This is a genomic window from Erwinia sp. PPS120 (genome assembly GCF_047918655.1).
Lineage (GTDB): Bacteria > Pseudomonadota > Gammaproteobacteria > Enterobacterales > Enterobacteriaceae > Erwinia > Erwinia tasmaniensis_A.
The window spans coordinates 116,490-139,674 of record NZ_JBLREF010000011.1 but is presented as its reverse complement, the minus strand read 5'-3'; the positions used below and the strand labels follow the sequence as shown (position 1 = coordinate 139,674).

At 56.6% G+C, this 23,185-nt stretch carries 20 protein-coding genes; 9 read left to right on the top strand and 11 right to left on the bottom strand.

Features of this window, described 5'->3' with window-relative positions; genetic code table 11:
- Window positions 1–236: 236 nt before the first annotated feature.
- Genes hofQ through pilM form a run of 5 tightly spaced genes read right to left on the bottom strand, consistent with a single transcriptional unit; the run spans window position 237 to window position 3,685 of the window.
- Window positions 237–1,481, bottom strand: coding sequence for a DNA uptake porin HofQ (hofQ, locus tag ACLRGG_RS07290; RefSeq protein WP_416249095.1), 1,245 nt, complete (start codon window positions 1,479–1,481; stop codon window positions 237–239).
- Window positions 1,429–1,824, bottom strand: coding sequence for a hypothetical protein (locus tag ACLRGG_RS07285; RefSeq protein ID WP_416249094.1), 396 nt, complete (start codon window positions 1,822–1,824; stop codon window positions 1,429–1,431). The genes hofQ and ACLRGG_RS07285 overlap by 53 nt, the downstream gene beginning before the upstream one ends.
- On the bottom strand, window positions 1,814–2,320 hold the full coding sequence (locus tag ACLRGG_RS07280; protein ID WP_503369196.1) for a HofO family protein: 507 nt from the start codon (window positions 2,318–2,320) through the stop codon (window positions 1,814–1,816). Before ACLRGG_RS07280 ends, ACLRGG_RS07285 begins: the two co-directional genes overlap by 11 nt.
- Entirely contained in the window at window positions 2,313–2,858 is a 546-nt protein-coding gene (locus ACLRGG_RS07275) for a PilN domain-containing protein (protein ID WP_416249092.1), read from the bottom strand. The genes ACLRGG_RS07280 and ACLRGG_RS07275 overlap by 8 nt, the downstream gene beginning before the upstream one ends.
- Window positions 2,858–3,685, bottom strand: a complete 828-nt coding sequence (gene pilM / locus ACLRGG_RS07270; protein WP_416249091.1) for a type IV pilus biogenesis protein PilM — start codon at window positions 3,683–3,685, stop codon at window positions 2,858–2,860. The genes ACLRGG_RS07275 and pilM overlap by 1 nt, the downstream gene beginning before the upstream one ends.
- A 119-nt stretch (window positions 3,686–3,804) precedes the next feature.
- On the opposite strand from pilM, the gene mrcA reads away from it, so the two are divergent.
- Window positions 3,805–6,360 (top strand): peptidoglycan glycosyltransferase/peptidoglycan DD-transpeptidase MrcA, encoded by a 2,556-nt coding sequence (mrcA, locus tag ACLRGG_RS07265; RefSeq protein WP_416249090.1) that lies wholly within the window; start codon window positions 3,805–3,807, stop codon window positions 6,358–6,360.
- 97 nt (window positions 6,361–6,457) lie between these two features.
- Here mrcA and nudE read toward each other — a convergent pair whose 3' ends face one another.
- On the bottom strand, window positions 6,458–7,024 hold the full coding sequence (gene nudE, locus ACLRGG_RS07260) for an ADP compounds hydrolase NudE (RefSeq protein WP_416249089.1): 567 nt from the start codon (window positions 7,022–7,024) through the stop codon (window positions 6,458–6,460).
- 417 nt (window positions 7,025–7,441) lie between these two features.
- On the opposite strand from nudE, the gene ACLRGG_RS07255 reads away from it, so the two are divergent.
- From ACLRGG_RS07255 to pckA, 4 genes are all read left to right on the top strand, one after another.
- Complete coding sequence (locus ACLRGG_RS07255) at window positions 7,442–9,583, top strand: intracellular growth attenuator family protein (protein WP_416249088.1); 2,142 nt, start codon at window positions 7,442–7,444, stop codon at window positions 9,581–9,583.
- A gap of 149 nt (window positions 9,584–9,732) precedes the next feature.
- Window positions 9,733–10,134, top strand: coding sequence for a ribosome-associated heat shock protein Hsp15 (gene hslR / locus ACLRGG_RS07250; protein WP_416249087.1), 402 nt, complete (start codon window positions 9,733–9,735; stop codon window positions 10,132–10,134).
- Between the two features lie 23 nt (window positions 10,135–10,157).
- Complete coding sequence (hslO, locus tag ACLRGG_RS07245; RefSeq protein ID WP_416249086.1) at window positions 10,158–11,039, top strand: Hsp33 family molecular chaperone HslO; 882 nt, start codon at window positions 10,158–10,160, stop codon at window positions 11,037–11,039.
- Window positions 11,040–11,318: 279 nt separating this feature from the next.
- Window positions 11,319–12,932: a phosphoenolpyruvate carboxykinase (ATP) gene (gene pckA, locus ACLRGG_RS07240; protein ID WP_416249085.1), complete on the top strand. Its 1,614-nt coding sequence runs from the start codon at window positions 11,319–11,321 to the stop codon at window positions 12,930–12,932.
- A 54-nt stretch (window positions 12,933–12,986) separates the two neighbouring features.
- On the opposite strand, the gene envZ is transcribed toward pckA, so the two are convergent.
- Both envZ and ompR read right to left on the bottom strand, forming a co-directional pair.
- Window positions 12,987–14,342, bottom strand: a complete 1,356-nt coding sequence (envZ, locus tag ACLRGG_RS07235; protein ID WP_416249084.1) for a two-component system sensor histidine kinase EnvZ — start codon at window positions 14,340–14,342, stop codon at window positions 12,987–12,989.
- Window positions 14,339–15,058, bottom strand: a complete 720-nt coding sequence (gene ompR, locus ACLRGG_RS07230) for an osmolarity response regulator transcription factor OmpR (protein ID WP_001157751.1) — start codon at window positions 15,056–15,058, stop codon at window positions 14,339–14,341. The genes envZ and ompR overlap by 4 nt, the downstream gene beginning before the upstream one ends.
- A 302-nt stretch (window positions 15,059–15,360) precedes the next feature.
- Here ompR and greB point away from each other — a divergent pair, with 302 nt between their 5' ends.
- Window positions 15,361–15,840, top strand: a complete 480-nt coding sequence (gene greB / locus ACLRGG_RS07225) for a transcription elongation factor GreB (protein WP_416249082.1) — start codon at window positions 15,361–15,363, stop codon at window positions 15,838–15,840.
- Window positions 15,841–15,886: 46 nt separating this feature from the next.
- Here the strand turns inward: greB and ACLRGG_RS07220 are convergent, their stop codons facing one another.
- The 3 genes from ACLRGG_RS07220 to ACLRGG_RS07210 form a co-directional block, all read right to left on the bottom strand.
- Window positions 15,887–16,159: a colicin immunity domain-containing protein gene (locus ACLRGG_RS07220; RefSeq protein ID WP_416249081.1), complete on the bottom strand. Its 273-nt coding sequence runs from the start codon at window positions 16,157–16,159 to the stop codon at window positions 15,887–15,889.
- A gap of 136 nt (window positions 16,160–16,295) precedes the next feature.
- On the bottom strand, window positions 16,296–16,568 hold the full coding sequence (locus ACLRGG_RS07215; protein ID WP_416249080.1) for a colicin immunity domain-containing protein: 273 nt from the start codon (window positions 16,566–16,568) through the stop codon (window positions 16,296–16,298).
- Window positions 16,565–17,851, bottom strand: coding sequence for an S-type pyocin domain-containing protein (locus ACLRGG_RS07210; RefSeq protein ID WP_416249079.1), 1,287 nt, complete (start codon window positions 17,849–17,851; stop codon window positions 16,565–16,567). The genes ACLRGG_RS07215 and ACLRGG_RS07210 overlap by 4 nt, the downstream gene beginning before the upstream one ends.
- Window positions 17,852–18,135: 284 nt before the next feature.
- Here ACLRGG_RS07210 and ACLRGG_RS07205 point away from each other — a divergent pair, with 284 nt between their 5' ends.
- The 3 genes from ACLRGG_RS07205 (at window position 18,136) to feoB (ending at window position 23,144) form a co-directional block, all read left to right on the top strand.
- Window positions 18,136–20,457, top strand: coding sequence for a Tex family protein (locus ACLRGG_RS07205; RefSeq protein ID WP_416249078.1), 2,322 nt, complete (start codon window positions 18,136–18,138; stop codon window positions 20,455–20,457).
- Window positions 20,458–20,605: 148 nt separating this feature from the next.
- A complete protein-coding gene (gene feoA, locus ACLRGG_RS07200; protein ID WP_067699889.1) occupies window positions 20,606–20,830 on the top strand; it encodes a ferrous iron transporter A in 225 nt (74 codons plus the stop codon).
- Between the two features lie 13 nt (window positions 20,831–20,843).
- Window positions 20,844–23,144 (top strand): Fe(2+) transporter permease subunit FeoB, encoded by a 2,301-nt coding sequence (gene feoB / locus ACLRGG_RS07195; protein WP_416249077.1) that lies wholly within the window; start codon window positions 20,844–20,846, stop codon window positions 23,142–23,144.
- Window positions 23,145–23,185: the final 41 nt, after the last annotated feature.

The window sequence follows — 23,185 nt, the reverse complement described above, 5'->3', positions numbered from 1 at the left end:
TGCGTACTCATTGTTACGCGTTCAGTCCGCTTCATTTATCAGCCCGATGTCACTGCATCGGCAACGCCGGTTGCGCACGATAAAAAACGGGTTAAATGCATTCTCTTAAGCCAAAACCAGGCCCATAAATCAAAAATCGCTAAACCTTGTAAGCTAATTCGGCTCTTGCGTCAAACGCATATGATACCAATCAGGGAAAAAAGCACCTGGCTCCTCAGTTTGGTACAAAAAAAGCATTACTCGTCACGAATCAGCTTCGGTGTGATGAAGATCACTAATTCTCGTCGCGTTTGTTTAGTGGAATCGTAGCGGAACAGAGAGCCTAGCACAGGGATGCTACCCATTAACGGAACTTTCCGCTGCCCTTTCAGATTATGCTGCTGAAAGATGCCCCCTAAGGCCAGCGTTTGACCATCCCGGAGCGTGACCTGAGTCTGTATCTCCTGTTTATCAATCGCCAGATACTCCCCCTCCCCACTGCGCATTAACCTTCCCGGCACGTTCTGGCTGATGTGTAGCTTAAGTAAAATCCGTCCGTTAGGCTGTACGACCGGCGTGACCTCCATTCCCAGGACGGCTTCTTTAAACTCAACGGTGGTACTGCCATTGCGCCCGCTGGCGACTTCATAGGGTATTTCAGTGCCCTGTTTAATGCTGGCGGGTTGCTGATGGGAGGTCAGCAAGCGTGGGCTGGCGATGATTTCCACCTTGTTTTCCTGCTCCAGCGCACTGAGCTCCAGATCCAAAAGCCTGCCGTTCAGACGGGCAACGGTAAACCCTGTTGCGATGGCTGGGTTGGCCACGGCCAGATCGACTCTCAGCTGGCTGGCGCGAAGCGCACTGTTGATTTTTTCCTCACCGCTCATGCCCCAACGCACACCCAGTTCACGCAGGCTCTCCTCGCTGATCGTCACGATATGCGCTGAAAGCTCGACCTGCTCCAGCGGCCGATCGAGCGCCCTGACCCAGCGGCGCGTCACGTCCAGCGCTGCCAGTGTATCGCGCAGCAGCAGGCTGTTGGTACGCAAATCTACCGTTACGCTGCCGCGCGGCGTCAGCAATTTGTCGCGACCTGCCTGCAAACTGTTATTCACCGCCGTAGCATCGGCATGCAGCAGCGCGAGCGACAGCGTCTCCAGCGGCAGCGCGCTCTGCACCTCTGCCTCATGCGCCTTCTGACGCTGACGATTATCCTGCAGCCAGCTTTCCGGGTAGACCATCAGCACATTGTCCTCCGTCTCCACGGTAAGCTTATTCATTTTAACCACCAGTGCCAGTGCCTGCTGCCAGGGTACACCCTGTAGCCGAAGCGAAACGATCCCCTCTACGCCAGGTGCCACCATCAGGTTCAGTTTTTGCCAGTCGGCAAGCGCCTGCAACACCTGCGCGATGGGCGCCCGATCAAAAGCCAGCGAGAGCGTATCCGGGTCAGCGTAAAGCGGCCTGCATAGCAGGAGTAGCAGGATCGTCTGCCATTTCATAGAGTCGTCCTTTTAGTTTTATTTCCCTCGGCGTCAAACAGCCGGGCACCGGAGTGACGGTAATACTTAGCGCGCTGACCGCGTCCAGGCGCCAGTACTGATCCAGCCGCTCACCCGGCGTTCGCACCACCCATCGTTCAGGGTCAAAAACCAGCCACGCGCGGTAGTCCCCCTCGCGGCCAATGATACCGCCCAGCTGCCAGCGCTGAGGCGGCGCAGCCAGTGTCCGGCAGGCATCGCTGCCCACGGGAACAAAGGGATCGCGGGCGGCATGGGCAAATGAGATGAACAGGATCGGTAGCCAAAATGCCCGTAGCGTGATGTGCAGCACATTAATCGGCATCGTTAAGTACCAGTCCCAGTTGGAATCGTAGCCGCTCTTCCTCAGGCTTCAGGGTGAAATGCGGCAGCTCTGCGGCCTCGGGCAGACCGCTAAAATAGGCCAGTACATTTTGTACCTGCGGCCAGCTAAGGCTAAGTACCAGCGCCGCGCCCCTGGCATCAGGCTGCCATAGCCTCAGCTCACCTCCGGCCATTTCCAACAGTGTAACCAGTGAAAAACGTCGGCCTGGTTCGACCGGTAACAGGGCAGCCTCAAGCTGTGAAATGTCCGCTTCGAGCGGGTTTAGCGGCCCGCTGCTGGCGATGCTGCGCAGGGCCCTGTGGTAACGCTGCGTCTCTGTCCGCTGTCGAGCCGCAAGCGCGGCAGTCTGATGGTCGGCAGGCACCCCAAAGCCCTGGTCCGTCGCAATGAAGAATCCCCCTGCCAGCAGTAAAAAAAGCGTCAGCCGATAGTGCCAGGGCAGAGTAATCCAGCGGAAGAGCCGCGAATTAATCATCAACAGGCGGCTTATCTGGCAGCACGGCCAGCAGGCTGAACTTTATCCGGCCGTTGTCATCCCGACGAAGACTCTGCGTTCCAACCCGGCGGAAGAGGCTCAGGGTCTGTAAGCGTTGACGAAATGCATCTACATCACGCGGTTCCCGACAGAAGCCCATCAGCACCAGCGTATCCAGCGTTTTACTCAGTTCGCTCAACCAGAGTTCATCAGGCATCGCGTCGGGCAGGTTGCGCAGAAAATCATACCAGCGCGACAATTGCTTCTGCTTTTGCTGCCGGGCTGAGAGGCGCAGCGTCAGCGACTGCTTATACTGGATGCGAGCCGCTGTGCGCGTTTGTAGCTCAGTAGCCTGCTGGTTCGCCCGGTGCCAGAGGGCTACCGTTTTCTCATGCCGAAGGTTTTCTGCGCGTTTTTCGGTAATGGTCAGGGCAAAGAAAACCTCCAGGAGTACCAGCACAGCCAGTAGCCAGCACTCGCGCCGTAGCCGCCTCCTGTCACGCTGCGCGCGCCAGGGCAGTAAATTGACCCAGCTCATTAGCTATCCTCCGGCCTCAGCGCCAGCCCCGCCGCAAGGCTAAGCGCACCCGGGTTAACGGGCAGCGGCGCCTGTTTAAGGGGGATCGCATCCAGGGGATTAAGCCACCTGGCGCCATCAGGAAGCGCATCCTGTTCCACCGCGCTGTAATAAAAAGCGGTCTCCTGCGCAAAATGACGATTCCTGAGCGCACTGAAGTCCGTGGCCTCTTCACGCGAACACCATCCCCAGCGCTGTCCCGCACGCTGGGGGGTAAACCATAGCCAGTGGTCGGCCAGTCGATGAATCAGGGTCACGGCGGGATCGAGTGACAGCGTTTGCGACAGCGCAAAAAGCGCGGACGGCGTCAGTTCCATAACCTGAGGCGTAAGCCGCGCCTGTTCAAGGCAGCCCAGCCAGTTTTGCAGCGCCTCTCGCCGGGCAGCGGTGACGCAGAACTGTGACGCGCCGCCCGCCGGCTGCCGATAGTCCAGCGCCAGCTTTTCCAGCTCAATTGGGAAAAATCGCCTGGCCGCTGCGGTGATATAGCTGCTACGCTCTGATTCGCGTAGCTGGACAGGCGGCAGGTCGATATGGCGCTGTAGCACCAGCTGGGGTGGGAATCCCACACGCAGCGAAATACGGTAAGGAAGCTGTCTGCGCCAGCGTTGCAGGAGAGCGATAACCGCCTGCGGGCGTTGCAGCAGCCCATGGGTTAACGTATCTTGCGGCAGCGCATGTTGCCACCAGTGACGAAGTTGCCAGCCGTTGCGACGGCGCTGAATGCCGAGGGCGCAAAGCTGCCCGTTCTGAATATCCAGGCCGACTTGCCATGTCTGAAATGCCATCAGGCGCGATCTCCATATCGTCAGTGATTAAAAGGACGTATCCAAGCTTCTGGCTTGCCTTTATACTACCGCGCGATTGTTTATAAACTGCCCGATCGACATAAAGTGGAAAATATCAGGTGAAGTTCGTAAAGTATTTTTTAATCCTTGCAGTGCTTTGCATTCTGCTGGGAGCAGGCTCGATCTATGGCCTTTACAAATATATAGAGCCCCAGCTGCCGGACGTGGCCACGCTGAAAGACGTTCGTCTTCAGACGCCGATGCAGATCTACAGCGCCGATAACGAACTGATCGCTCAGTACGGTGAGAAGCGGCGCATTCCGTTAAAACTGCAGCAGATCCCGCCGGTGATGGTAAAAGCCTTTATCGCGACCGAGGACAGCCGTTTTTACGAGCATCACGGCGTCGACCCTATTGGTATTTTCCGTGCTGCCAGTATCGCGCTGGTGTCTGGCCACGCGTCCCAGGGTGCCAGTACCATTACTCAGCAGCTGGCCAGAAACTTCTTCCTGAGCCCTGAACGTACCCTGATGCGAAAAATCAAGGAGGCTTTCCTTGCCATCCGCATTGAGCAGATGATGAGCAAAGATGAAATCCTTGAACTTTATCTGAACAAAATTTATCTCGGCTACCGGGCTTACGGCGTCGGCGCAGCCGCTCAGGTCTATTTTGGTAAAAATGTCGATCAGCTTTCGCTGAGTGAAATGGCGATGATTGCCGGGTTGCCTAAAGCGCCTTCGACATTTAATCCGCTCTATTCACATGACAGAGCGCTGCAGCGCCGCAACGTGGTGCTGGGTCGTATGCTCGACCAGCACTATATCACCCAGTCACAGTATGAAGAGGCTCGCAGCGCCCCGCTTACCGCCATCTACCATGCGCCTGAGATTGCCTTTTCCGCACCCTATCTGACTGAAATGGTGCGCCAGGAGATGATCAAACGCTACGGCGAAAATGCCTACAACGACGGATTCAGGGTCACTACCACTATTACGCGCAGGCTACAGCTGGCAGCGCAGAAATCGGTGCAGGATAACGTCATTGCTTATGACATGCGTCACGGCTACCGCGGTCCGGCTAACGTGTTATGGAAAGTGGGTGAGCAGAGCTGGGGGCATAGCGAAATTCTGAAAACGCTCAAGGCGCTGCCAATATATGGCCCGCTGATCCCCGCCGTTATCACTGATGCTACCCGCGAGGAGGCCACCGCCACCCTGCGCGATGGCAGCAGCGTGACGCTTGGCCTGGCCGGCATGCGCTGGGCGCGCCCGTATAAATCTGACACGGTCCAGGGCCGTACGCCTCAGTCCGTTACCGATGTCGTGCAGCCCGGCCAGCAGGTTTGGGTGCGTAAGGTTGACAGTGACTGGTGGATTGCGCAGGTGCCTGACGTGAACTCCTCTCTGGTCTCGCTGGATCCCCAGACGGGCGCGGTTCGCGCACTGGTTGGCGGATTCGATTTCAACCAGAGTAAATTCAACCGCGTCACACAGTCGCTGCGCCAGGTCGGGTCGAACATTAAGCCCTTCCTGTATACCGCTGCCATGGATCGCGGTTTGACGCTGGCCTCCATTCTGAACGACGTGCCGATTTCCCGCTGGGATGCTGGCGCAGGTGCCGACTGGCGTCCCAAAAACTCACCGGCGACCTACGATGGTCCAATCCGCTTACGTCAGGGGCTGGGACAGTCGAAAAACGTGGTGATGGTTCGCGCAATGCGCGCGATGGGCGTTGATTATGCTGCACAGTATCTGCAACGCTTTGGCTTCCCGGCGCAGAATATCGTTCATACAGAATCGCTGGCGCTGGGTTCAGCTTCTTTCACGCCGTTGCAGATGGTCAGAGGCTATTCCGTGATGGTTAATGGCGGCTTCCTGGTTGACCCGTGGTTCATCAGTAAAATTCAGGATGAACAGGGAAATATGCTGTTCGAAGAGAAACCTAAAATTGCCTGTCCGGAATGCAATCTGCCGGTCATTTACGGCGATACGAAAAAGGCCGTAGCCCTCAGCGAAGACAGCGTGGAAAACCCGGCTATCTCGCAGGTCGGTAGCAATACCGCCGTGCCGCAGCCACAGCTTGAGCAGGTTTCTCAACAGCAGGCCGCACAGGATGGTCAGCAGCAGTATGCCCCGCACGTGATCAATACGCCGCTGTCGTTCCTGATCAAAAGCGCGCTGAACTCTAACATCTTCGGTGAACCGGGCTGGATGGGGACGGGCTGGCGGGCAGGTCGCGATCTGAAACGTAACGACATCGGCGGTAAAACCGGTACCACCAACAGCTCCAAAGATGCCTGGTTCTCCGGCTACGGGCCTGGCGTGGTGACGTCGGTATGGATTGGCTTTGACGATCACCGCCGCGATCTGGGACGTACCACCGCTTCCGGTGCGATTAAAGATCAGATTTCAGGTTATGAAGGGGGGGCGAAGAGTGCTCAACCGGCCTGGGACGAATACATGAAAACGGCGCTTGATGGTGTTCCTCTCCAGCCGCTGACCCCGCCGGAAGGCGTGGTAACGGTGACTATCGATCGCAGTACCGGCAAGCTGGCTAACGGCGGCGGTAATACGCGCCAGGAATACTTTATCAATGGCACCCAGCCAACTGAGTATTCCGTCCATGACGTGGGAACCACGCTTATGGATAACGGTCAGAGCCACGAACTGTTCTGAGTTAATGCAGGACCATGACAAAGGAGTGTCCTGGTCCTGCAGCAGACGCCGCCTTACCGATCGCGCCAGCCCACGTCAGGTCAAAAGGCGGGCTGCTTTAATAGCTCAGACGCCCCTGCTTAACCAGCCATTCACGAACAAGGAAAAGCGCACTGACGTTGCGTGCCTCGCGAAAATCAGGCTCCTGCAGCAGACCCAGCAGGTTATTTAACGGCCAGCGAACCTGCGGAAGCGGCTCAGGCTCATCTCCTTCCAGCTTCTCTTCGTAGAGCAGTTCAGCCACAACGATATTCATTTTGCTGGAAAAATAGGAAGGCGCCATCGTGAGCTTAGCCAGCGTTTCCAGCCTGTGAGCACCAAATCCGGCTTCTTCTTTCAGCTCGCGATTTGCCGCCTCGAAGGGGGTTTCACCCGGATCGATCAGACCTTTCGGGAAGCCAAGCTCGTAGCACTCCAGCCCCACTGCATATTCCTGAATCAGGATCAGATCGTCGCCAGCGATCGGTACAATCATGACGGCCTCACGATCGGAGGGCTTCATCCGCTCGTATACGCGTCGGGCTCCATTACTGAATGCCAGATCTACGGCCTCGACGGTAAACAGGCGCGAACGTGCCACGGCTTCAACATTAAGGATGTCGGGTTTCTGTAGTTGTCTGGTCATAGTGGCCCCAGCGGAACGCCTAAGAATGGGCTTAACAGCCCGCGAGTGTCGGTACAGGGTACCATCTTCCCATTGTGCGGCAGCAAAAAGAGTATGCCAATCATTGCACAGATTATTTTCCGCGGTTATAACAAATATGATTTACGCGACGCTGAAAAGATTTAAAAAATGTCAATCTTATCAGTTAAAAATAGGAATATGCCGATACTTAGCCCGCCTGTAGATTGGTAGGATCTGGTACGGGACTTATACAATATAATTCTAATTTAATGATTTTGTGTGCTATTTTTATATACTCAGCGGATTGCCAGCGACGTCTAAACCCGCCACAATGTCACCAGCATTATGTACCAGGATGTACCAGGCAGGTAACCACCAGAATAGCGACGGGAGCAGAGTGGCAGGAATGAGGGAAGCATGAGCACAATAGTCATCATATTGGCTGTAATGCTGGCCTGCTCAGTCGGGGCGGGTTGTTTCTTTTGGTACGCTATGCGGCATCGTCCGCCGTTGGCGAAACCACTGCCATTCATTAGTCCCCCCTTTCGTAAACTGAATGATGACGAACGTAAAGGCATTGAGCGCTATATCGCCTCACTGACTAAAAATCGTGACGCCTCATTGTCTTCCGGTGCCAGCCCTGCGATAGATCCGCTGGTACTGACCTCTCAAAGCAACAATGTCTATCCCGTAACGCGCTCAATCACCCGCTACGGGTTGTCTACGGACGAGCCGCACAACTGGCGATACTATCTGGATGCGGTAGAGGTTCATCTTCCGCCACAGTGGGAACAGTACATCGCCGAAGAAAACTTTGTCGAACTGATCAAAACGCAGACCATCCCTCTGGTGATCTCGCTTAATGGCCACTCGCTGGTGAACTACATCTACGAGCAGCCAGCGATGGCAGCAACAGCAGCCCGGCCACTGGCGCAAAATGCGTCGATCCGCAAAGAAGAAAGCGAACATATTGAGCTCCTGAGCGTGCGTAAAGAGACCCCGGAGGAGTACGCGCTTAGCCGACCTGACGGTACGCGGGAGGCTGTTGCTATCGGTGTTGCGCTGTTGCTCTTTTTTATCAGCCTCGTTGGCCCGCTGCTCATGATGCCCTGGCTTAACCTGACTGCCGTGGTCATCATTTTGGTCAGCGCCTGGTCACTGTATCGTCGTCCCTCTGAAAAAGATCTGCGCGAAATCCACTGCCTGCGTGGTGCGCCAAAGCGCTGGGGCCTTTTTGGCGAATCCAATCAGGGGCAGATTGGCAATATTTCCCTGGGCATCATCGACCTGATTTATCCCGCTCACTGGCAGCCCTACATCACCCACGACTTTGGAAAAGAAACGGAAGTCGACATCTACCTGAACCGCCATGTCGTGCGTCAGGGCCGATTTCTTTCGCTACAGGATGAGGTGCGCAACTTCCCGGTTCAGCGCTGGCGCAAAAACGTGGTGCTGGCGGCGGGTTCCCTGCTGGTGCTGGCCCTGCTGATCGCGTGGGTTCCGCTCAGTATGCCGTTAAAGCTGAGCATGGCGTGGCTCAAAGGGACCGAGAGCGTTCAGGTTACCTCGGTTAACGATCTGGAAAAAATCCCACTGCGCGTGGGCGACCGTCTGAAAGTCAGCGGCAGGGGCATGTGCTCCATCCCAACTACCTATCAGGGTAACCGCAGCTATGCGTTCATGCCTTTTGACTGCTCGGCAATCTACTGGAATAACTCACCGCCGCTGCCACAGCCGCAGTCAGATATTATTGATAAGGCAACCGCGCTGCTCAATACCACCAGTCTTCAATTGCATCCACAGGGCAGTCCCGATCCCAAACTTAATCCGCAGCTTGCCACCGCCATTCAAAAGTCCGGTATGATCCTGCTGGATGACTTTTCGGACATTGTGCTGAGAACGCAGGAGCTGTGCAGTCAGGATCAGGACTGCGTCAGGCTCAAGAACGCGCTGGTTAATCTGGGTAATGCCAAAGACTGGGAAACGCTGGTTCAGCGCGCAGATTCCGGTTCGCTAAACGGTATGAACGTGCTGCTGCGTCCGGTGAGCGCGGAAGCGCTGGAAAATCTGGTTAATACGGCCACCTCTTCGTTTTTCTACCGTGAAACGCGCCGCGCTGCCGAATCGCTGAACAGCCCACCGCCGGGCGGCTTTCTGATCCTCAGCGATGAAGGTCGTCAGCTGGTTAGCCAGCAGGCACCGAATATCTCACTGTTTGATTACAACGCCCCCGATCAGTGGCCGGAGTTGCAGCGTCTTTCGGGTATGTTGCTGCATACCCCCTTCTCCGCCAGCGGCATTGTCACCAACATCAGCACCGATGCGAACGGCACCCGGCATATCGCCCTGCATAGCGCCCCCGATACCATTACGCTATTCCGCTATCTGGGAATCACCCTGCTGCTGTTAGTCGTCGCGCTGAGTTTTATTGTTAACAGCCTGCTGGCGCTGCGACGCATGCACCGCAACCGCGTGCGGATCAACGCCATTCAGGATTACTATGACAAGTGCTTCAACCCCAGGTTGAACAGCACCCAGAGCTTTCGCCCACAGTTCTGAGCCTGCCACTTTTATGCTATTTTTAACGGTGGCACGTCTCTACATCCCCTTCCGACCTGCCCGCCCGCGTCAGCAATTAACGGCTGAAGACGCGCCTTGAATTCTGACTTTCTACCCATACATAAGGTTATTCCCGAAAAGGAGCTGCGATGAAAGAGAAACCCGCAGAGGCGGTTCGGCTCGATAAATGGCTGTGGGCCGCGCGGTTTTATAAGACGCGCGCCGCTGCGCGCCAGATGATCGAAGGCGGCAAGGTTCATTATAACGGGCAGCGCAGCAAGCCGAGCAAGATTGTTGAGCCCGATGCGGAACTGACGCTCCGCCAGGGCAATGATGAACGTACGGTGATTGTCCTGATCGTCGGTGACCAGCGCCGTCCCGCACCAGAAGCCCAGCAGATGTACGCCGAAACGGCACAAAGTATTGAGAAACGGGAAAAAATAGCGCTGGCGCGAAAAATGAATGCGCTGAGTATGCCTCATCCCGACCGTCGCCCTGATAAAAAAGAGCGCCGGGACTTAATGAAATTTAAAAATACCGGCGACGAATAACCCGTCGTTAACGAGAGAGAATTATGGCTCATCAAGACCAACTGCACCGTTATCTGTTCGAAAACTACGCCGTACGTGGTGAACTGGTCAGCGTTTCCACGACATGGCGCGACATCATCGACGGGCATGATTACCCACAGCCGGTTCAACAGGTACTGGGCGAGCTTCTGGTTGCTACCAGCCTGCTTACCGCCACGCTGAAGTTTGCCGGAAATATTACCGTTCAGCTTCAGGGTGATGGCCCTCTCAGCCTGGCCGTGATTAACGGTAATAACAAGCAGGAAATGCGCGGCGTGGCACGCATGCAGGGCGATATCGCCCCTGGCAGCAGCCTGAAAGAGATGGTGGGTAACGGTTACCTGGTGATTACCCTCTCACCGGATGAGGGCGAGCGTTATCAGGGCGTAGTGGGGCTGGAGGGAGACACTCTGGCAGAATGCCTGGAAGACTATTTTATGCGTTCCGAGCAGCTGCCAACGCGTCTGTTTATCCGCACCGGCGAGGCAGACGGTCAGCCGGGCGCGGCGGGGATCCTGCTTCAGGTTCTGCCCGCTCAGGAGACTAAACCTGACGACTTTGAGCATCTGACCACCTTAACCGACACGATTAAAACAGAAGAGCTACTAAACCTTCCCGCGCAGGAAGTGCTGTGGCGTCTGTATAATCAGGAAGAGGTGACGCTGTACGACCCTCAGGATGTCTGCTTCAAATGCTCCTGCTCTCATCAGCGCTGCGGTGAGGTTCTGAGCACCCTGCCGGTAGCTGAAGTTGACCAGATGCTGGCTGAAGATGGCAAGATTGATATGCACTGCGACTACTGCGGCAAAAACTATATCTACGATGCCGTAGATATTGCCGCCATCCGCAATGACGCCGGCGCGGGCGATAGCGATCGTCTTCACTAACGCAGTGCCGCGTTATCTTCACGCGATCTAAAAGCGCATAATGCCATCGACTTTACCCAAGTCGGTGGCATATTTTTAGGCGCAATGTATTAATTTTTCGTAAGATTCACGCCCTGCCTCTCATTTCTGCACCCTGCTACTTTCCCTTCAACAAGACAAGTGTAAACTGCGCGCGGGCGTACAGACCGCAATCCGGCCTGCCGCGCCCCCCGTCACGGTCAACGGATAAAAATTATCCTAAACTCTTTTGCAGAACAGAGCCGATAAAGGAGCAGTACTATGCGAGACCTGACCCCGCAGGACCTCATCGCTTATGGCATAACGGATACGGTTGAGATTATTTATAATCCGGATTACGAAACGCTCTACCATGAAGAAACTCGCCCCGGTCTGACCGGCTACGAGCGCGGTATTGAAACGAAATCTGGTGCAATTGCCGTAGATACCGGTGATTTTACTGGCCGCTCGCCGAAAGATAAGTATATCGTTCGCGACGACAGGACCCGCGACACGCTGTGGTGGAACGATCAGGGCAAGGGTAAAAATGACAATCAGCCGCTCAGCGACGAAACCTGGCAGTCTCTGAAGTCGTTAGTCACCCAGCAACTCTCCGGAAAGCGACTGTTTGTCGTTGACAGCTGGTGCGGTGCAAACCCGGACAGCCGTCTGTGCGTTCGCTTTATTACCGAAGTGGCCTGGCAGGCGCATTTTGTCAAAAATATGTTTATCCGCCCGGACGATGAAGCGCTGAGCGATTTTGTCCCTGATTTTGTGGTGATGAACGGGGCGAAATGCACTAATCCCGACTGGAAGCAGCAGGGCCTTAACTCTGAGAACTTTGTGGCTTTCAATCTCACCGAGGGTATCCAGCTGATCGGCGGTACCTGGTACGGTGGCGAAATGAAGAAAGGGCTGTTTGCGGTAATGAACTATCTGCTGCCGCTTAAGGGCATCGCCTCGATGCACTGTTCTGCCAACGTTGGTGAGAAAGGCGACGTGGCGGTGTTTTTTGGCCTCTCAGGCACCGGTAAAACAACCCTCTCTACCGATCCTCAGCGAAAGCTGATTGGTGATGATGAACACGGCTGGGACGACGACGGCGTGTTTAACTTTGAGGGCGGCTGCTACGCCAAGACCATTAAGCTTTCTGCCGAGGCCGAGCCCGAAATTTATCAGGCGATACGCCGCGATGCGCTGCTGGAGAACGTGGTCGTTCGCACCGATGGTTCAGTGGATTATGATGATGGCAGCAAGACGGAAAACACCCGCGTCTCCTACCCGATTGATCATATTGAGAACATTGCAAAACCCGTTTCAAAAGCGGGCCACGCTAAGAAAGTGATTTTCCTCACCGCGGATGCTTTCGGCGTTCTGCCGCCGGTTTCACGCCTGACGCCGGACCAGACTCAATATCACTTCCTTTCCGGCTTTACCGCCAAGCTGGCCGGTACGGAGCGCGGCGTTACCGAACCGACACCGACCTTCTCTGCCTGCTTCGGCGCGGCTTTCCTGACGCTGCATCCTACTCAGTATGCCGACGTGCTGGTGAAGAGAATGGAAGCAGCAGGTGCAGAGGCTTATCTGGTCAATACCGGCTGGAACGGCAGCGGCAAACGCATCTCGATCAAGGATACGCGCGCGATAATCAACGCTATCCTCAGCGGGCAGTTAGCCGATGCAGAGACGCAGAACCTGCCGATATTTAATCTGGCGATGCCGACTTCCCTGCCGGGCGTGGATGCGCAGATCCTTGACCCCCGTAACGCTTATGACAGCGCGGAGGCGTGGGAGGGTAAAGCCCGCGATCTGGCACAGCGGTTTATCCTAAACTTCGATAAATATACCGACACCCCTGCCGGTGAAGCCCTGATCCCCGCCGGACCTCAGCTGTAAAAAAAGAGAGGTCGTTTGGATAAACGACCTCTCTAATGCGGTTAAAACCGGGATTCAGCTACTGCTGATAGCTGGCGGTGATGCACTGTTATCAGGCAGAGGCAGATAAGCGCGGATACGCAGCCCGCCCCGTTCGCTTTCCCCAATATCCAGCGTCCCCTGATGCGCATCAATAATACGTTGCACAATCGCCAGTCCTAAGCCTGTGCCACTGGTGCTGCGGGCACTGTCGCCGCGCACAAAGGGCTGGAACAGGTGTTTAAGCTGATCGGGATGGATGCCCGGGCCATCATCTTCAACCTGAAACCAGGCCCGCTGAAGCTCGCTGCCGCTGCTCACTCTAATCCAGCCGTTGCCGTACCGCGCGGCGTTGACCACCATATTCGCGGCAGCACGCTTAATCGACAGCGGGTTGATGTCCAGCATCAGCTCACCCGGCATTACCCCATTATCAATTTCGCGTTCATATCCGCTCTCTGCCGCCACAACTTCGCCCAGTACACCATTGAGATCGGCCCGTTCAAACTGCATCTCCTGGCCCGTGCGCAGATAATCAATAAACTGCTCGATAATCGCATTGCACTCTTCAATGTCTTTATTGATCGACTCTGCCAGATAGCCATCTTCCTGCGACATCATCTCCGTTGCCAGGCGGATACGCGTTAGCGGGGTTCGCAGGTCATGGCTGACGCCGGCCATCAGCAGCGTTCGGTCATCGGCCAGCAGCTTAACGCCAGCCGCCATCTGATTAAAGGCCCGGGTGACCGAACGCACCTCCGAAGCGCCGTACTCCCGTAGCGGCGGCGGAATAATCCCCTTCCCCACCTGAAGCGCGGCGTGCTCCAGCTCAACCAGCGGGCGGTTCTGGATGCGGATAAACAGCCAGGCACCGCCGATAGCCAGCAGCATTATCGCCAGCGTGTAGCGGAACAGCGGTGAAAAATCACCCTGGTGGATCTCCGTCAGCGGCACCCTTACCCAGATATCCGGCGACAGCCAGGTTTTCAGCCAGACGACCGGGGAGTTCTTGTTAACCTCCACGCGGACGTCGGTCGGGCCACCCAGCTGCTGCGCCATCTGCTGACTGAGAAACTCGTAATGTTGCGCCCAGCGTAATCCGCTCTCTTCCGCCGCTGCGTTGGTATACAGCGAGATACCCAGCTCGCGATAGATCTCGCGACGAAATGCCGGCGGCACCTCGAGCTGCGTACCGTCCTCAAGCTGTAACCGATCGGTCATCAGCATGCGCACCTCATAGGCCAGCACTTTGTTAAACTGCTGAAGGCTCGGCAGAATGGCAAAGTTCAGCACCACCAGGTAGGTCGTTACCAGGCTGACGAACAGCAGGGTAACGATCAGCAGCAGCGTGCGCGCAAAGGAACTACGGGGTGAGAAGCGGATCCGCCTCATGCTTTACTGCCGTCCGGAACGAATACGTAGCCCAGACCCCAGACGGTCTGGATATAGCGTGGGTGAGCGGGATCTTCTTCCACCATGCGGCGCAGGCGGGAGATCTGCACGTCAATGGATCGCTCCATGGCGCTGTATTCGCGACCGCGGGCCAGATTCATCAGCTTGTCGCGTGACAGCGGCTCACGCGGGTGGCTGACCAGCGCTTTCAGTACGGCAAACTCACCGCTGGTCAGTGGCATAGGCTCGTCTTCGCGGAACATTTCACGCGTCCCGAGATTCAGCTTGAACTTGCCGAAAGCGATAACGGCTTCTTCCTGGGAAGGCGCACCCGGCAGTTCGTTGGCCTGACGGCGCAGCACGGCGCGAATGCGAGCCAGCAGTTCACGCGGGTTAAAGGGTTTTGGAATATAGTCATCCGCCCCGATTTCCAGACCGACGATGCGGTCCACCTCTTCGCCCTTGGCGGTAACCATAATAATCGGCATCGGGTTGCTCTGACTGCGCAGGCGGCGGCAAATTGACAGGCCGTCTTCTCCCGGCAGCATTAAGTCCAGTACCATCAGATGAAAGGACTCACGGGTCAGCAGGCGATCCATCTGTTCGGCGTTGGCCACGCTGCGTACCTGGAAGCCCTGCTCGGTCAGATAGCGTTCGAGCAGTGCACGTAACCGCATATCATCATCTACGACCAGGATTTTGTAATTTTCTTGCATTTCGTTACTCCCAAAGGCGCGATTGCCTGAGCCATTATTCTTAAAAAAGATGCCTGAATGTAACAGTCAATAATGGTTTATATTGTAGCCGAAATTGTTACAAAGCATATTAAACAGCAGCTTATCTTTAACCTGAATCAAAAAAACAGCACCAGGGCTGGCCGCAGGCAGAGAAGCGCAGGCACGAATAATCAACGCAAACAAACAGTAACGCACGGCCGATACGCCGTAATGAATTTGCATCTGCCCGCAGCACACCACAAAATAACCTGAGAGATTGCAGCAGAGAAAATAGGCCAACGATGAAAACTAAACTGATCACCCGCGAAGGCTACGACAGGCTGAAGCAGGAACTGGACTTTCTCTGGCGGGAAGATCGCCCTGAAGTGACCAAAAAAGTCACCTGGGCGGCCAGCCTTGGCGATCGCAGCGAAAATGCAGACTATCAATATAACAAAAAGCGCCTGCGCGAGATCGACCGTCGCATCCGTTACCTCACTAAGTGCCTTGAGCAACTGCGCATTGTGGATTACTCACCGCAGCAGGATGGTAAAGTCTTCTTTGGTGCCTGGGTAGAGATAGAAAACGATGACGGCGACATTAAGCGCTTTCGCATCGTCGGCTATGATGAAATTTTTGGCCGTAATGACTACATCTCGATCGACTCGCCAATGGCCCGCGCGCTGCTGAAAAAAGAGGTGGGCGATGTCGCGCTGGTTCACACACCGATCGGCGAGGCAACCTGGTACGTCAATGAAATTAGCTATATCAGACCCGCATAAAGCCCGCCCGGCCTAACGGCCCCAGGCTGGTCACAACGAAGATGGCTCAGAGCAGGTTAAACTGCTCCAGCAGGGCTTTCACTTCCGCCCTTAATTCGGCCTCATTCATCTCGCAGCTATAGCGACTGCGATCCGGTTCAGGGTCATAGCAGTCGGCTGCCATGAAAAGTTCCTCTCCGCAGCGATCTACCGCCTTATCCGGCTCTCTCACCCCCCATAACCTGTCCCGTTCGATAACGATATCTTCGCAAAACTGTTCAACACTAATCCTGTTGCTGAGGAAGTCTCTTCCCAGCTCGACCAGCTTAATTGTGCTCATAAAACCTCCGTTTCTAAACAGATCCTGCCGTTGTCTTTTTTCGGGTCAATTTTCCAGCCACTCAGAAAATCACCCTCTATTTTAAGGACGACAGCATTCATCGTCCCGGCATGCAGGTATTCCGAAGGAGTGCAGCTCAGAGCAGGTTAAACTGCTCCAGCAGGGCTTTCACTTCCGCCCTTAATTCGGCCTCATTCAGCTCGCAGCTATAGCGACTGCGATCCGGTTCAGGGTTATAGCAGTCAGCTAAAATGAAAAGCTCACCACCGCAGCGATCTACCGCCTTATCCGGCTCTCTCACCCCCCATAACTTGCGTCGTTCGATAACGATATCTTCGCAAAACTGTTCAGCACTAATCCTGTTGCTGAGGAAGTCTCTTCCCAGCTCGACCAGCTTAATTCTGCTCATAAAACCTCCGTCTCTAAATAGATCCTGCCGTTGTCGTCAGTCGGTTCAATTTTCCAGCCACTCAGAAAATCACCATTTTTTTCAAGGACGACAACATTCATCGTTCCGGGATTAAAATATACCCTGGAGCCTTTCTCCCGTCGGTATGTCCCCCGCTCAATGGTGTCCTTATCCTTCAGGTGCGCCTCTATTGCATCGCGAAACTGCGTCAGCGTGGTGCTATTCTTTCGCGTGTTAGTGACGCCAAAATCACCGGCATGCTTATATTTCCTGTCGAGCTGTAGACGGGTGTAACGCCCTGAATCCAGAGGATCCGTCAGTACCACATACACCGGCTGCACGCCGCTGCCGCTGGCGTCCGGCTGCCAGTAAACAAAATCCTGCATCCCGCCCGGATCGGCCACTGGCGTGGTGGTGATCTGAATCGTCCCAACCGGTTTTATCACTGTCCCGGTATGCACCGGCGTTACCGGGACTGACGGATCCAAATTACCGGTATTTGACGGCGCAGATGGCCCGGGAGCCGGGTTGATCAAAATGGTCCGCGGTGGCTGGCCTGCTACCGCAGGCAGCGTGATGATATCCAGCCCTGTCGCTGCATCCCGCACCGCCGTCAGGACCGGTACCGCCGACGGTAATCCACCCTCTCCGGTTTTCAGCAGTTTTAACGCCAGCTCACCGTTGCTCATCACCAGCGAAGCGCGTACCGCCAGGTCTGCCGTCCTTACGCCCGGCTCCAGCCCTTTCCTGTTAGGTAACAGAGTGCTGGCAGGCATTGCGAACATCGCAGCGACATCACGCCCCGGCACTCTGTCGCTGCCAGCCCCCACCTCCGGAGAATGGAAAATGGCGGCAATCGCAATGCCGCCTGCCGCGCCTGCGGCCACAGCCGAGGCGGCCCGGCCTAACGCGGCCAGCAAGGAGCTGGCAGCACCCATCACCCCTTCTCCGGCGATTGCCAGCTGTACCGCGCCCGGGGCTCGCGCCAGCGCCAGCGCGCCAGCAGAAGTCAGAGACGCTTCGGCCGCTTTAACCGTTTCCGGGGTATACCGGGGGGACTCTGAAACGCCCAGCATGGCCAGGGCGAGCTTAATTTCCCTGTCTGACAAAGGCATGCAAAACGCAATGCCCCCGTCACCTCTGTCCATAACCCATGCCCAGCTTCCGCCATTCATTAATGTCAAATAGCAGGCTTTCTGGGGGCCCTTAAACTGAAACTTTCCGTCGCCCAGATAAATGGGGGTAATGTCCCGCGAGCGCGGGTTTCCTTCCTTTTTACTCATCCTTAAGTTCCTTTTCCTGGGTACTTTTTATTTAACCCGGTCTGCGGCTTTCACGACGCCGTTGACGACTCACGCTGAAACAAACCGGGGAGGACAGATTTTGTTTCATACGTTACTGTAACAACAAGAAATTAATTTTCCCGCCGTGATATCACAGATTTCGACCCCCGCCGCATGACTGATGTGAACAATTCCTAATGACGTGGATTTACCGCCCCGCCGCTGGCAATTTTTGCCCGCAATCCGTATAACTGTCCGCTGACTCTTAAGCCACAAAGTAACCGATGATGAAAGAATCACTGAGCCGCATAATTGCAAATGAACTCCAGGCACGGACAGAGCAGGTTGATGCCGCTGTTCGTCTGCTGGATGAAGGGAACACCGTGCCGTTTATCGCACGCTATCGTAAGGAGGTGACCGGTGGCCTGGATGATACCCAGCTACGCCAGCTGGAAACCCGGCTGGGCTATCTGCGCGAGCTGTCCGAGCGCCGCCAGGCGATTCTCAAATCCATCGGCGACCAGGGCAAGCTGACCGACGAGCTTGCTAACGCCATCAGCAACACCCTGAGCAAAACCGAACTCGAAGACCTCTACCTGCCCTATAAGCCAAAGCGCCGTACGCGTGGAATGATCGCCATTGAGGCCGGTCTGGAACCCCTGGCCGAGACGCTGTGGCAGGATCCATCTCACCTCCCGGAGACGCTGGCCGCCCGCTTCGTAGATGCCGATAAGGGCGTTGCCGATACCAAAGCCGCGCTGGACGGCGCCCGCTACATTCTGATGGAGCGCTTTGCAGAAGACGCCACGCTGCTGGCTCAGGTACGTGCCTGGCTGTGGAAGAACGCCCACCTGGTCTCGCGCGTGACGGAAGGCAAAGAGGAAGAGGGCGCGAAGTTCCGCGACTACTTCGATCATCATGAAGCGCTGGCATCCGTGCCGTCCCATCGTGCGCTGGCGATGTTTCGCGGCCGCAATGAAGGCATATTGCAGCTATCGCTTAATCCGGACCCGCAGTTTGACGAGCCGCCGCGCGAAAGCCACGGCGAGCAGATTATTATCGACCACCTTGGCCTGCGGCTGAATAACGCCCCAGCGGACGCCTGGCGTAAGGCCGTGGTCAGCTGGACGTGGCGCATTAAGGTGCTTCTGCACCTGGAAACCGAGCTGATGGGCACGGTACGCGAGCGCGCTGAAGATGAGGCAATCAACGTTTTTGCCCGCAATATGCACGACCTGCTTATGGCGGCACCCGCCGGGATGCGGGCGACCATGGGTCTGGATCCTGGCCTGCGTACCGGCGTAAAAGTCGCGGTCGTTGACGCCACCGGCAAGGTGGTTGCCACCGACACCATTTACCCGCATACCGGGCAGGCGGCGAAAGCGGCCGCCGCGGTGGCCGCACTCTGCACCCAGCATCAGGTGGAGCTGGTGGCAATCGGCAACGGCACCGCCTCACGCGAAACCGAACGCTTCTTTATCGACGTCCAGAAGCAATTCCCCCAGGTTCAGGCGCAGAAGGTGATCGTCAGCGAAGCGGGCGCATCCGTCTATTCCGCCTCCGAGCTGGCTGCGCTGGAGTTCCCGGATCTGGACGTCTCGATCCGCGGGGCCGTCTCCATCGCGCGCCGCCTGCAGGATCCTCTCGCTGAACTGGTGAAGATCGATCCGAAATCGATCGGCGTGGGCCAATATCAGCACGACGTCAGCCAGAGCCAGCTGGCGAAGAAGCTGGATGCGGTCGTGGAAGACTGCGTAAACGGCGTCGGCGTGGATCTGAATACCGCCTCGGTGCCGCTGCTGACCCGCGTGGCCGGGCTGAGCAAAATGATGGCGCAGAATATCGTCAGCTGGCGTGATGAGAATGGTCGCTTTCAGGACCGCCAGCAGCTGCTGAAGGTGAGCCGTCTGGGGCCTAAAGCCTTTGAGCAGTGCGCCGGCTTTCTGCGCATCAGCCAGGGTAAAAATCCGCTGGATGCCTCAACGGTTCACCCGGAGGCTTACCCGGTCGTGCAGCGCATTCTGGCCGCTACCGAACAGTCGCTGGATGTGCTGATGGGGAATCCGACGGCGCTGCGCGCCCTGCGCGCGGTAGACTTTACCGATGAGCGGTTCGGCGTGCCGACCGTCAGCGATATTATCCGGGAGCTGGAAAAACCCGGCCGCGACCCGCGTCCGGAGTTCAAGACGGCGCAGTTCGCTGAGGGCGTGGATACCATGAACGACCTGCAGCCGGGTATGGTGCTGGAAGGGGCGGTTACCAACGTGACTAACTTCGGTGCCTTTGTCGATATCGGCGTTCATCAGGACGGGCTGGTACATATCTCCTCCCTCTCCGATAAGTTTGTCGACGATCCGCATAAGGTGGTGAAAGCGGGGGATATCGTGAAGGTCAAGGTGATGGAGGTTGACCTGCAGCGTAAGCGCATCGCGCTGACCATGCGTCTGGACGAACAGCCGGGTGAAGCCGCTTCACCGCGCCGCAGTCCGGCCAGTAACAGCCGGGATGCAGGCCGTCCAGCGGCGAAATCCCGTCCGCGTCCGGCACAGCCCGCCGGCAATAGCGCCATGGGCGATGCGCTGGCGGCGGCGTTCGGCAAAAAATAACGGCATTACCCCAGGGCGGATCGCCGTATCCGCCCTTCCCACTCCCCCGAAAATTGTTTTGCGTCAATACCGACGAGAATAATTCTCATTATAATTACCCCCCTCAATTATCACGATGCGGCAATTTTCCGCGCCACGGGGTAAAAATATGCCTGTTGTACCCTTGCAGCACTACAAAATCGTTAGTTTCTCGCCCACCATCAATACCGCGTTTCGCCAGAAGCTGCTTTCACACGGCCTGCTGCCCGGCGCAACCTTCCAGGTAAAGCGCGTCGCGCCCTTTGGCGACCCGGTGCAAATCGAAACGCGCCGCGTCAGCCTGATGCTGCGTAAAAAAGATCTGGCGTTTCTTCGCCTTGAATCCCTGAACTGAGGCGGAGGTAAGGATGAAAACGTGTACCATCGGGCTGATTGGCAACCCTAACGCCGGTAAAACCACGCTGTTTAACCAGCTCACCGGCGCGCGGCAGCGAGTCGGTAACTGGGCTGGGGTAACGGTTGAACGCAAGGAAGGCACCTTTACCACCGCTCAGCACAAGGTGCGGCTGATTGACCTGCCCGGCACCTATTCCCTGACCACGGTATCGGAACAGGCCTCGCCTGACGAGCAGATTGCCTGCCGCTATATGCTGAGCGGCGAAGCTGACCTGGTCATCAACGTCGTGGATGCCAGCAATCTTGAGCGCAATCTGTATCTTACCCTCCAGCTGCAGGAACTGGGTGTGCCGTGCATCGTTGCCCTGAATATGCTGGATATTGCTGAAAATCAGCATATCGCGCCTGACGTTGTCGCGCTGGAAAAACAGCTCGGCTGCCCGGTCATCCCGATGGTGTCTAACCGGGGGACGGGGATCGACAGGCTGAAAAAAGCGATTGATGACGGTCGTCGCCCCGTCGGTAACGTTAACATCGACTACCCCGCTGATGTCGAGGCTCGCGTCCGACAGCTATGTGACGCTATGCCGGAAAACCTTCCACAGGTACAGCGGCGCTGGCTGGCGCTCCAGGCGCTGGAAGGGGATGTCTACAGCCTGGCCCGGGTGGCAACACCCGCAGGATCGCCAGATGTACTTAATCTGCTCGATGCCCCGCTAAAGATTGTCTCTGCCCGCTATCAGGCCATTGAGGCCGTTTACCGCACCGTAACGGATACGCAACTGGCCACGCCGCACCGCCTCTCTGCCCGCCTCGACAGCCTGGTGCTTAATCGCTGGCTTGGGTTGCCCATATTTCTGCTGATGATGTACCTGATGTTTTTTCTGGCCATTAATCTCGGCGGGGCGCTACAGCCGCTATTTGAGATTGGCTCGGCGGCAATCTTTATTCATGGCATACAGTGGGTCGGCGCAGTGCTGCATTTTCCGCTGCCGCTGACGCTGTTCCTGGCACAGGGCATTGGCGGCGGCATCAATACCGTGATGCCGCTGGTGCCGCAAATTGGCCTGATGTACCTGTTCCTGTCCCTGATGGAAGATTCCGGCTATATGGCCAGAGCCGCTTTTGTCATGGATCGACTGATGCAGGCGATAGGATTACCGGGTAAATCCTTTGTGCCGCTGATTGTCGGTTTTGGCTGTAATGTCCCGTCGGTCATGGGCGCCCGTACGCTGGATGCCCCGCGTGAACGCCTGCTGACCATCCTGATGGCGCCCTTTATGTCCTGCGGCGCGCGGCTGGCTATCTTCGCGGTGTTCGCCTCCGCCTTTTTTGGTCAGCGGGGATCGCTGGTGGTTTTCAGCCTTTATCTGCTGGGCATTGCCGTGGCCATCCTCACCGGGCTGCTGTTAAAGCATACGCTTCTGCGCGGCGAGGCCACCCCCTTCGTGATGGAGCTGCCCACCTGGCACGTTCCGCACCTGAAAACCCTGCTTCTACAGACCTGGCAGCGGCTAAAAAGCTTTGTGCTGCGGGCCGGGAAAGTGATTGTTCTGGTCTGCGTGGTGATAGGCGGCCTGAACAGCTTCTCGTTCAGCGGACAGCCGGTCTCGACGATTAATGACTCCGCGCTGGCCAGCGTCAGCCGGCATCTGACGCCGCTGCTGTCACCGATGGGCATACATGACGATAACTGGCAGGCAACGGTTGGCCTGGTCACTGGCGCAATGGCAAAAGAGGTGGTAGTCGGTACGCTGAATACGCTCTACACCGCACAGGCGCTGCATGAAGAGCCGTTTGATGCCGCCAGTTTCAGCCTGACCGGGGAGCTGGCGACGGCGCTCCAGGAAACCTGGGATGGGGTGAAAGAGGCTTTCAGCCTGAGCGTGCTGTTTAATCCTGTGGAGGCCAGCAAGGGCGACGGCGAGATGGCCGGGGGTGCTATGGGTATGATGCACAGCAAATTTGCCAACGATGCCGCCGCCTACAGCTATCTGATTTTCGTGCTGCTGTATGTGCCCTGCGTATCGGTGATGGGTGCCATTGCCCGTGAAAGCAGCGGTCGATGGATGCTGTTCTCCATATTCTGGGGGCTGAATCTGGCCTGGTGCCTGGCAACGCTGTTTTATCAGGTGGCGACCTTCGGAGAGCATCCCCAGTACAGCACTCTCGTGCTGCTGGCGATGGGTGGCTTTAATGTCGTGCTGTGGCTGGTATTGCGGAGTATCACGCTACCGGCCTCGCCGCTGGCGGTCAGGCCCGTTGCTGAAAAGGGTTGTCCCGGCTGCCCCCGTAATGGCAGCTGCCACTGATTTAGCGGCACGGCGCACTTCCAGGCCGCTTCGTTGCAGTT

What these genes read in the sequence shown, in the direction of transcription:
- hofQ (WP_416249095.1), bottom strand. Translation starts at nt 1,481, where the DNA reads ATGAAATGGCAGACGATCCTGCTACTCCTGCTATGCAGGCCGCTTTAC.
- ACLRGG_RS07285 (WP_416249094.1), bottom strand. Translation starts at nt 1,824, where the DNA reads ATGCCGATTAATGTGCTGCACATCACGCTACGGGCATTTTGGCTACCG.
- ACLRGG_RS07280 (WP_503369196.1), bottom strand. Translation starts at nt 2,320, where the DNA reads ATGATTAATTCGCGGCTCTTCCGCTGGATTACTCTGCCCTGGCACTAT.
- ACLRGG_RS07275 (WP_416249092.1), bottom strand. Translation starts at nt 2,858, where the DNA reads ATGAGCTGGGTCAATTTACTGCCCTGGCGCGCGCAGCGTGACAGGAGG.
- pilM (WP_416249091.1), bottom strand. Translation starts at nt 3,685, where the DNA reads ATGGCATTTCAGACATGGCAAGTCGGCCTGGATATTCAGAACGGGCAG.
- nudE (WP_416249089.1), bottom strand. Translation starts at nt 7,024, where the DNA reads ATGACCAGACAACTACAGAAACCCGACATCCTTAATGTTGAAGCCGTG.
- ACLRGG_RS07255 (WP_416249088.1), top strand. Translation starts at nt 7,442, where the DNA reads ATGAGCACAATAGTCATCATATTGGCTGTAATGCTGGCCTGCTCAGTC.
- hslR (WP_416249087.1), top strand. Translation starts at nt 9,733, where the DNA reads ATGAAAGAGAAACCCGCAGAGGCGGTTCGGCTCGATAAATGGCTGTGG.
- hslO (WP_416249086.1), top strand. Translation starts at nt 10,158, where the DNA reads ATGGCTCATCAAGACCAACTGCACCGTTATCTGTTCGAAAACTACGCC.
- pckA (WP_416249085.1), top strand. Translation starts at nt 11,319, where the DNA reads ATGCGAGACCTGACCCCGCAGGACCTCATCGCTTATGGCATAACGGAT.
- envZ (WP_416249084.1), bottom strand. Translation starts at nt 14,342, where the DNA reads ATGAGGCGGATCCGCTTCTCACCCCGTAGTTCCTTTGCGCGCACGCTG.
- ompR (WP_001157751.1), bottom strand. Translation starts at nt 15,058, where the DNA reads ATGCAAGAAAATTACAAAATCCTGGTCGTAGATGATGATATGCGGTTA.
- greB (WP_416249082.1), top strand. Translation starts at nt 15,361, where the DNA reads ATGAAAACTAAACTGATCACCCGCGAAGGCTACGACAGGCTGAAGCAG.
- ACLRGG_RS07220 (WP_416249081.1), bottom strand. Translation starts at nt 16,159, where the DNA reads ATGAGCACAATTAAGCTGGTCGAGCTGGGAAGAGACTTCCTCAGCAAC.
- ACLRGG_RS07215 (WP_416249080.1), bottom strand. Translation starts at nt 16,568, where the DNA reads ATGAGCAGAATTAAGCTGGTCGAGCTGGGAAGAGACTTCCTCAGCAAC.
- ACLRGG_RS07210 (WP_416249079.1), bottom strand. Translation starts at nt 17,851, where the DNA reads ATGAGTAAAAAGGAAGGAAACCCGCGCTCGCGGGACATTACCCCCATT.
- ACLRGG_RS07205 (WP_416249078.1), top strand. Translation starts at nt 18,136, where the DNA reads ATGATGAAAGAATCACTGAGCCGCATAATTGCAAATGAACTCCAGGCA.
- feoA (WP_067699889.1), top strand. Translation starts at nt 20,606, where the DNA reads ATGCCTGTTGTACCCTTGCAGCACTACAAAATCGTTAGTTTCTCGCCC.
- feoB (WP_416249077.1), top strand. Translation starts at nt 20,844, where the DNA reads ATGAAAACGTGTACCATCGGGCTGATTGGCAACCCTAACGCCGGTAAA.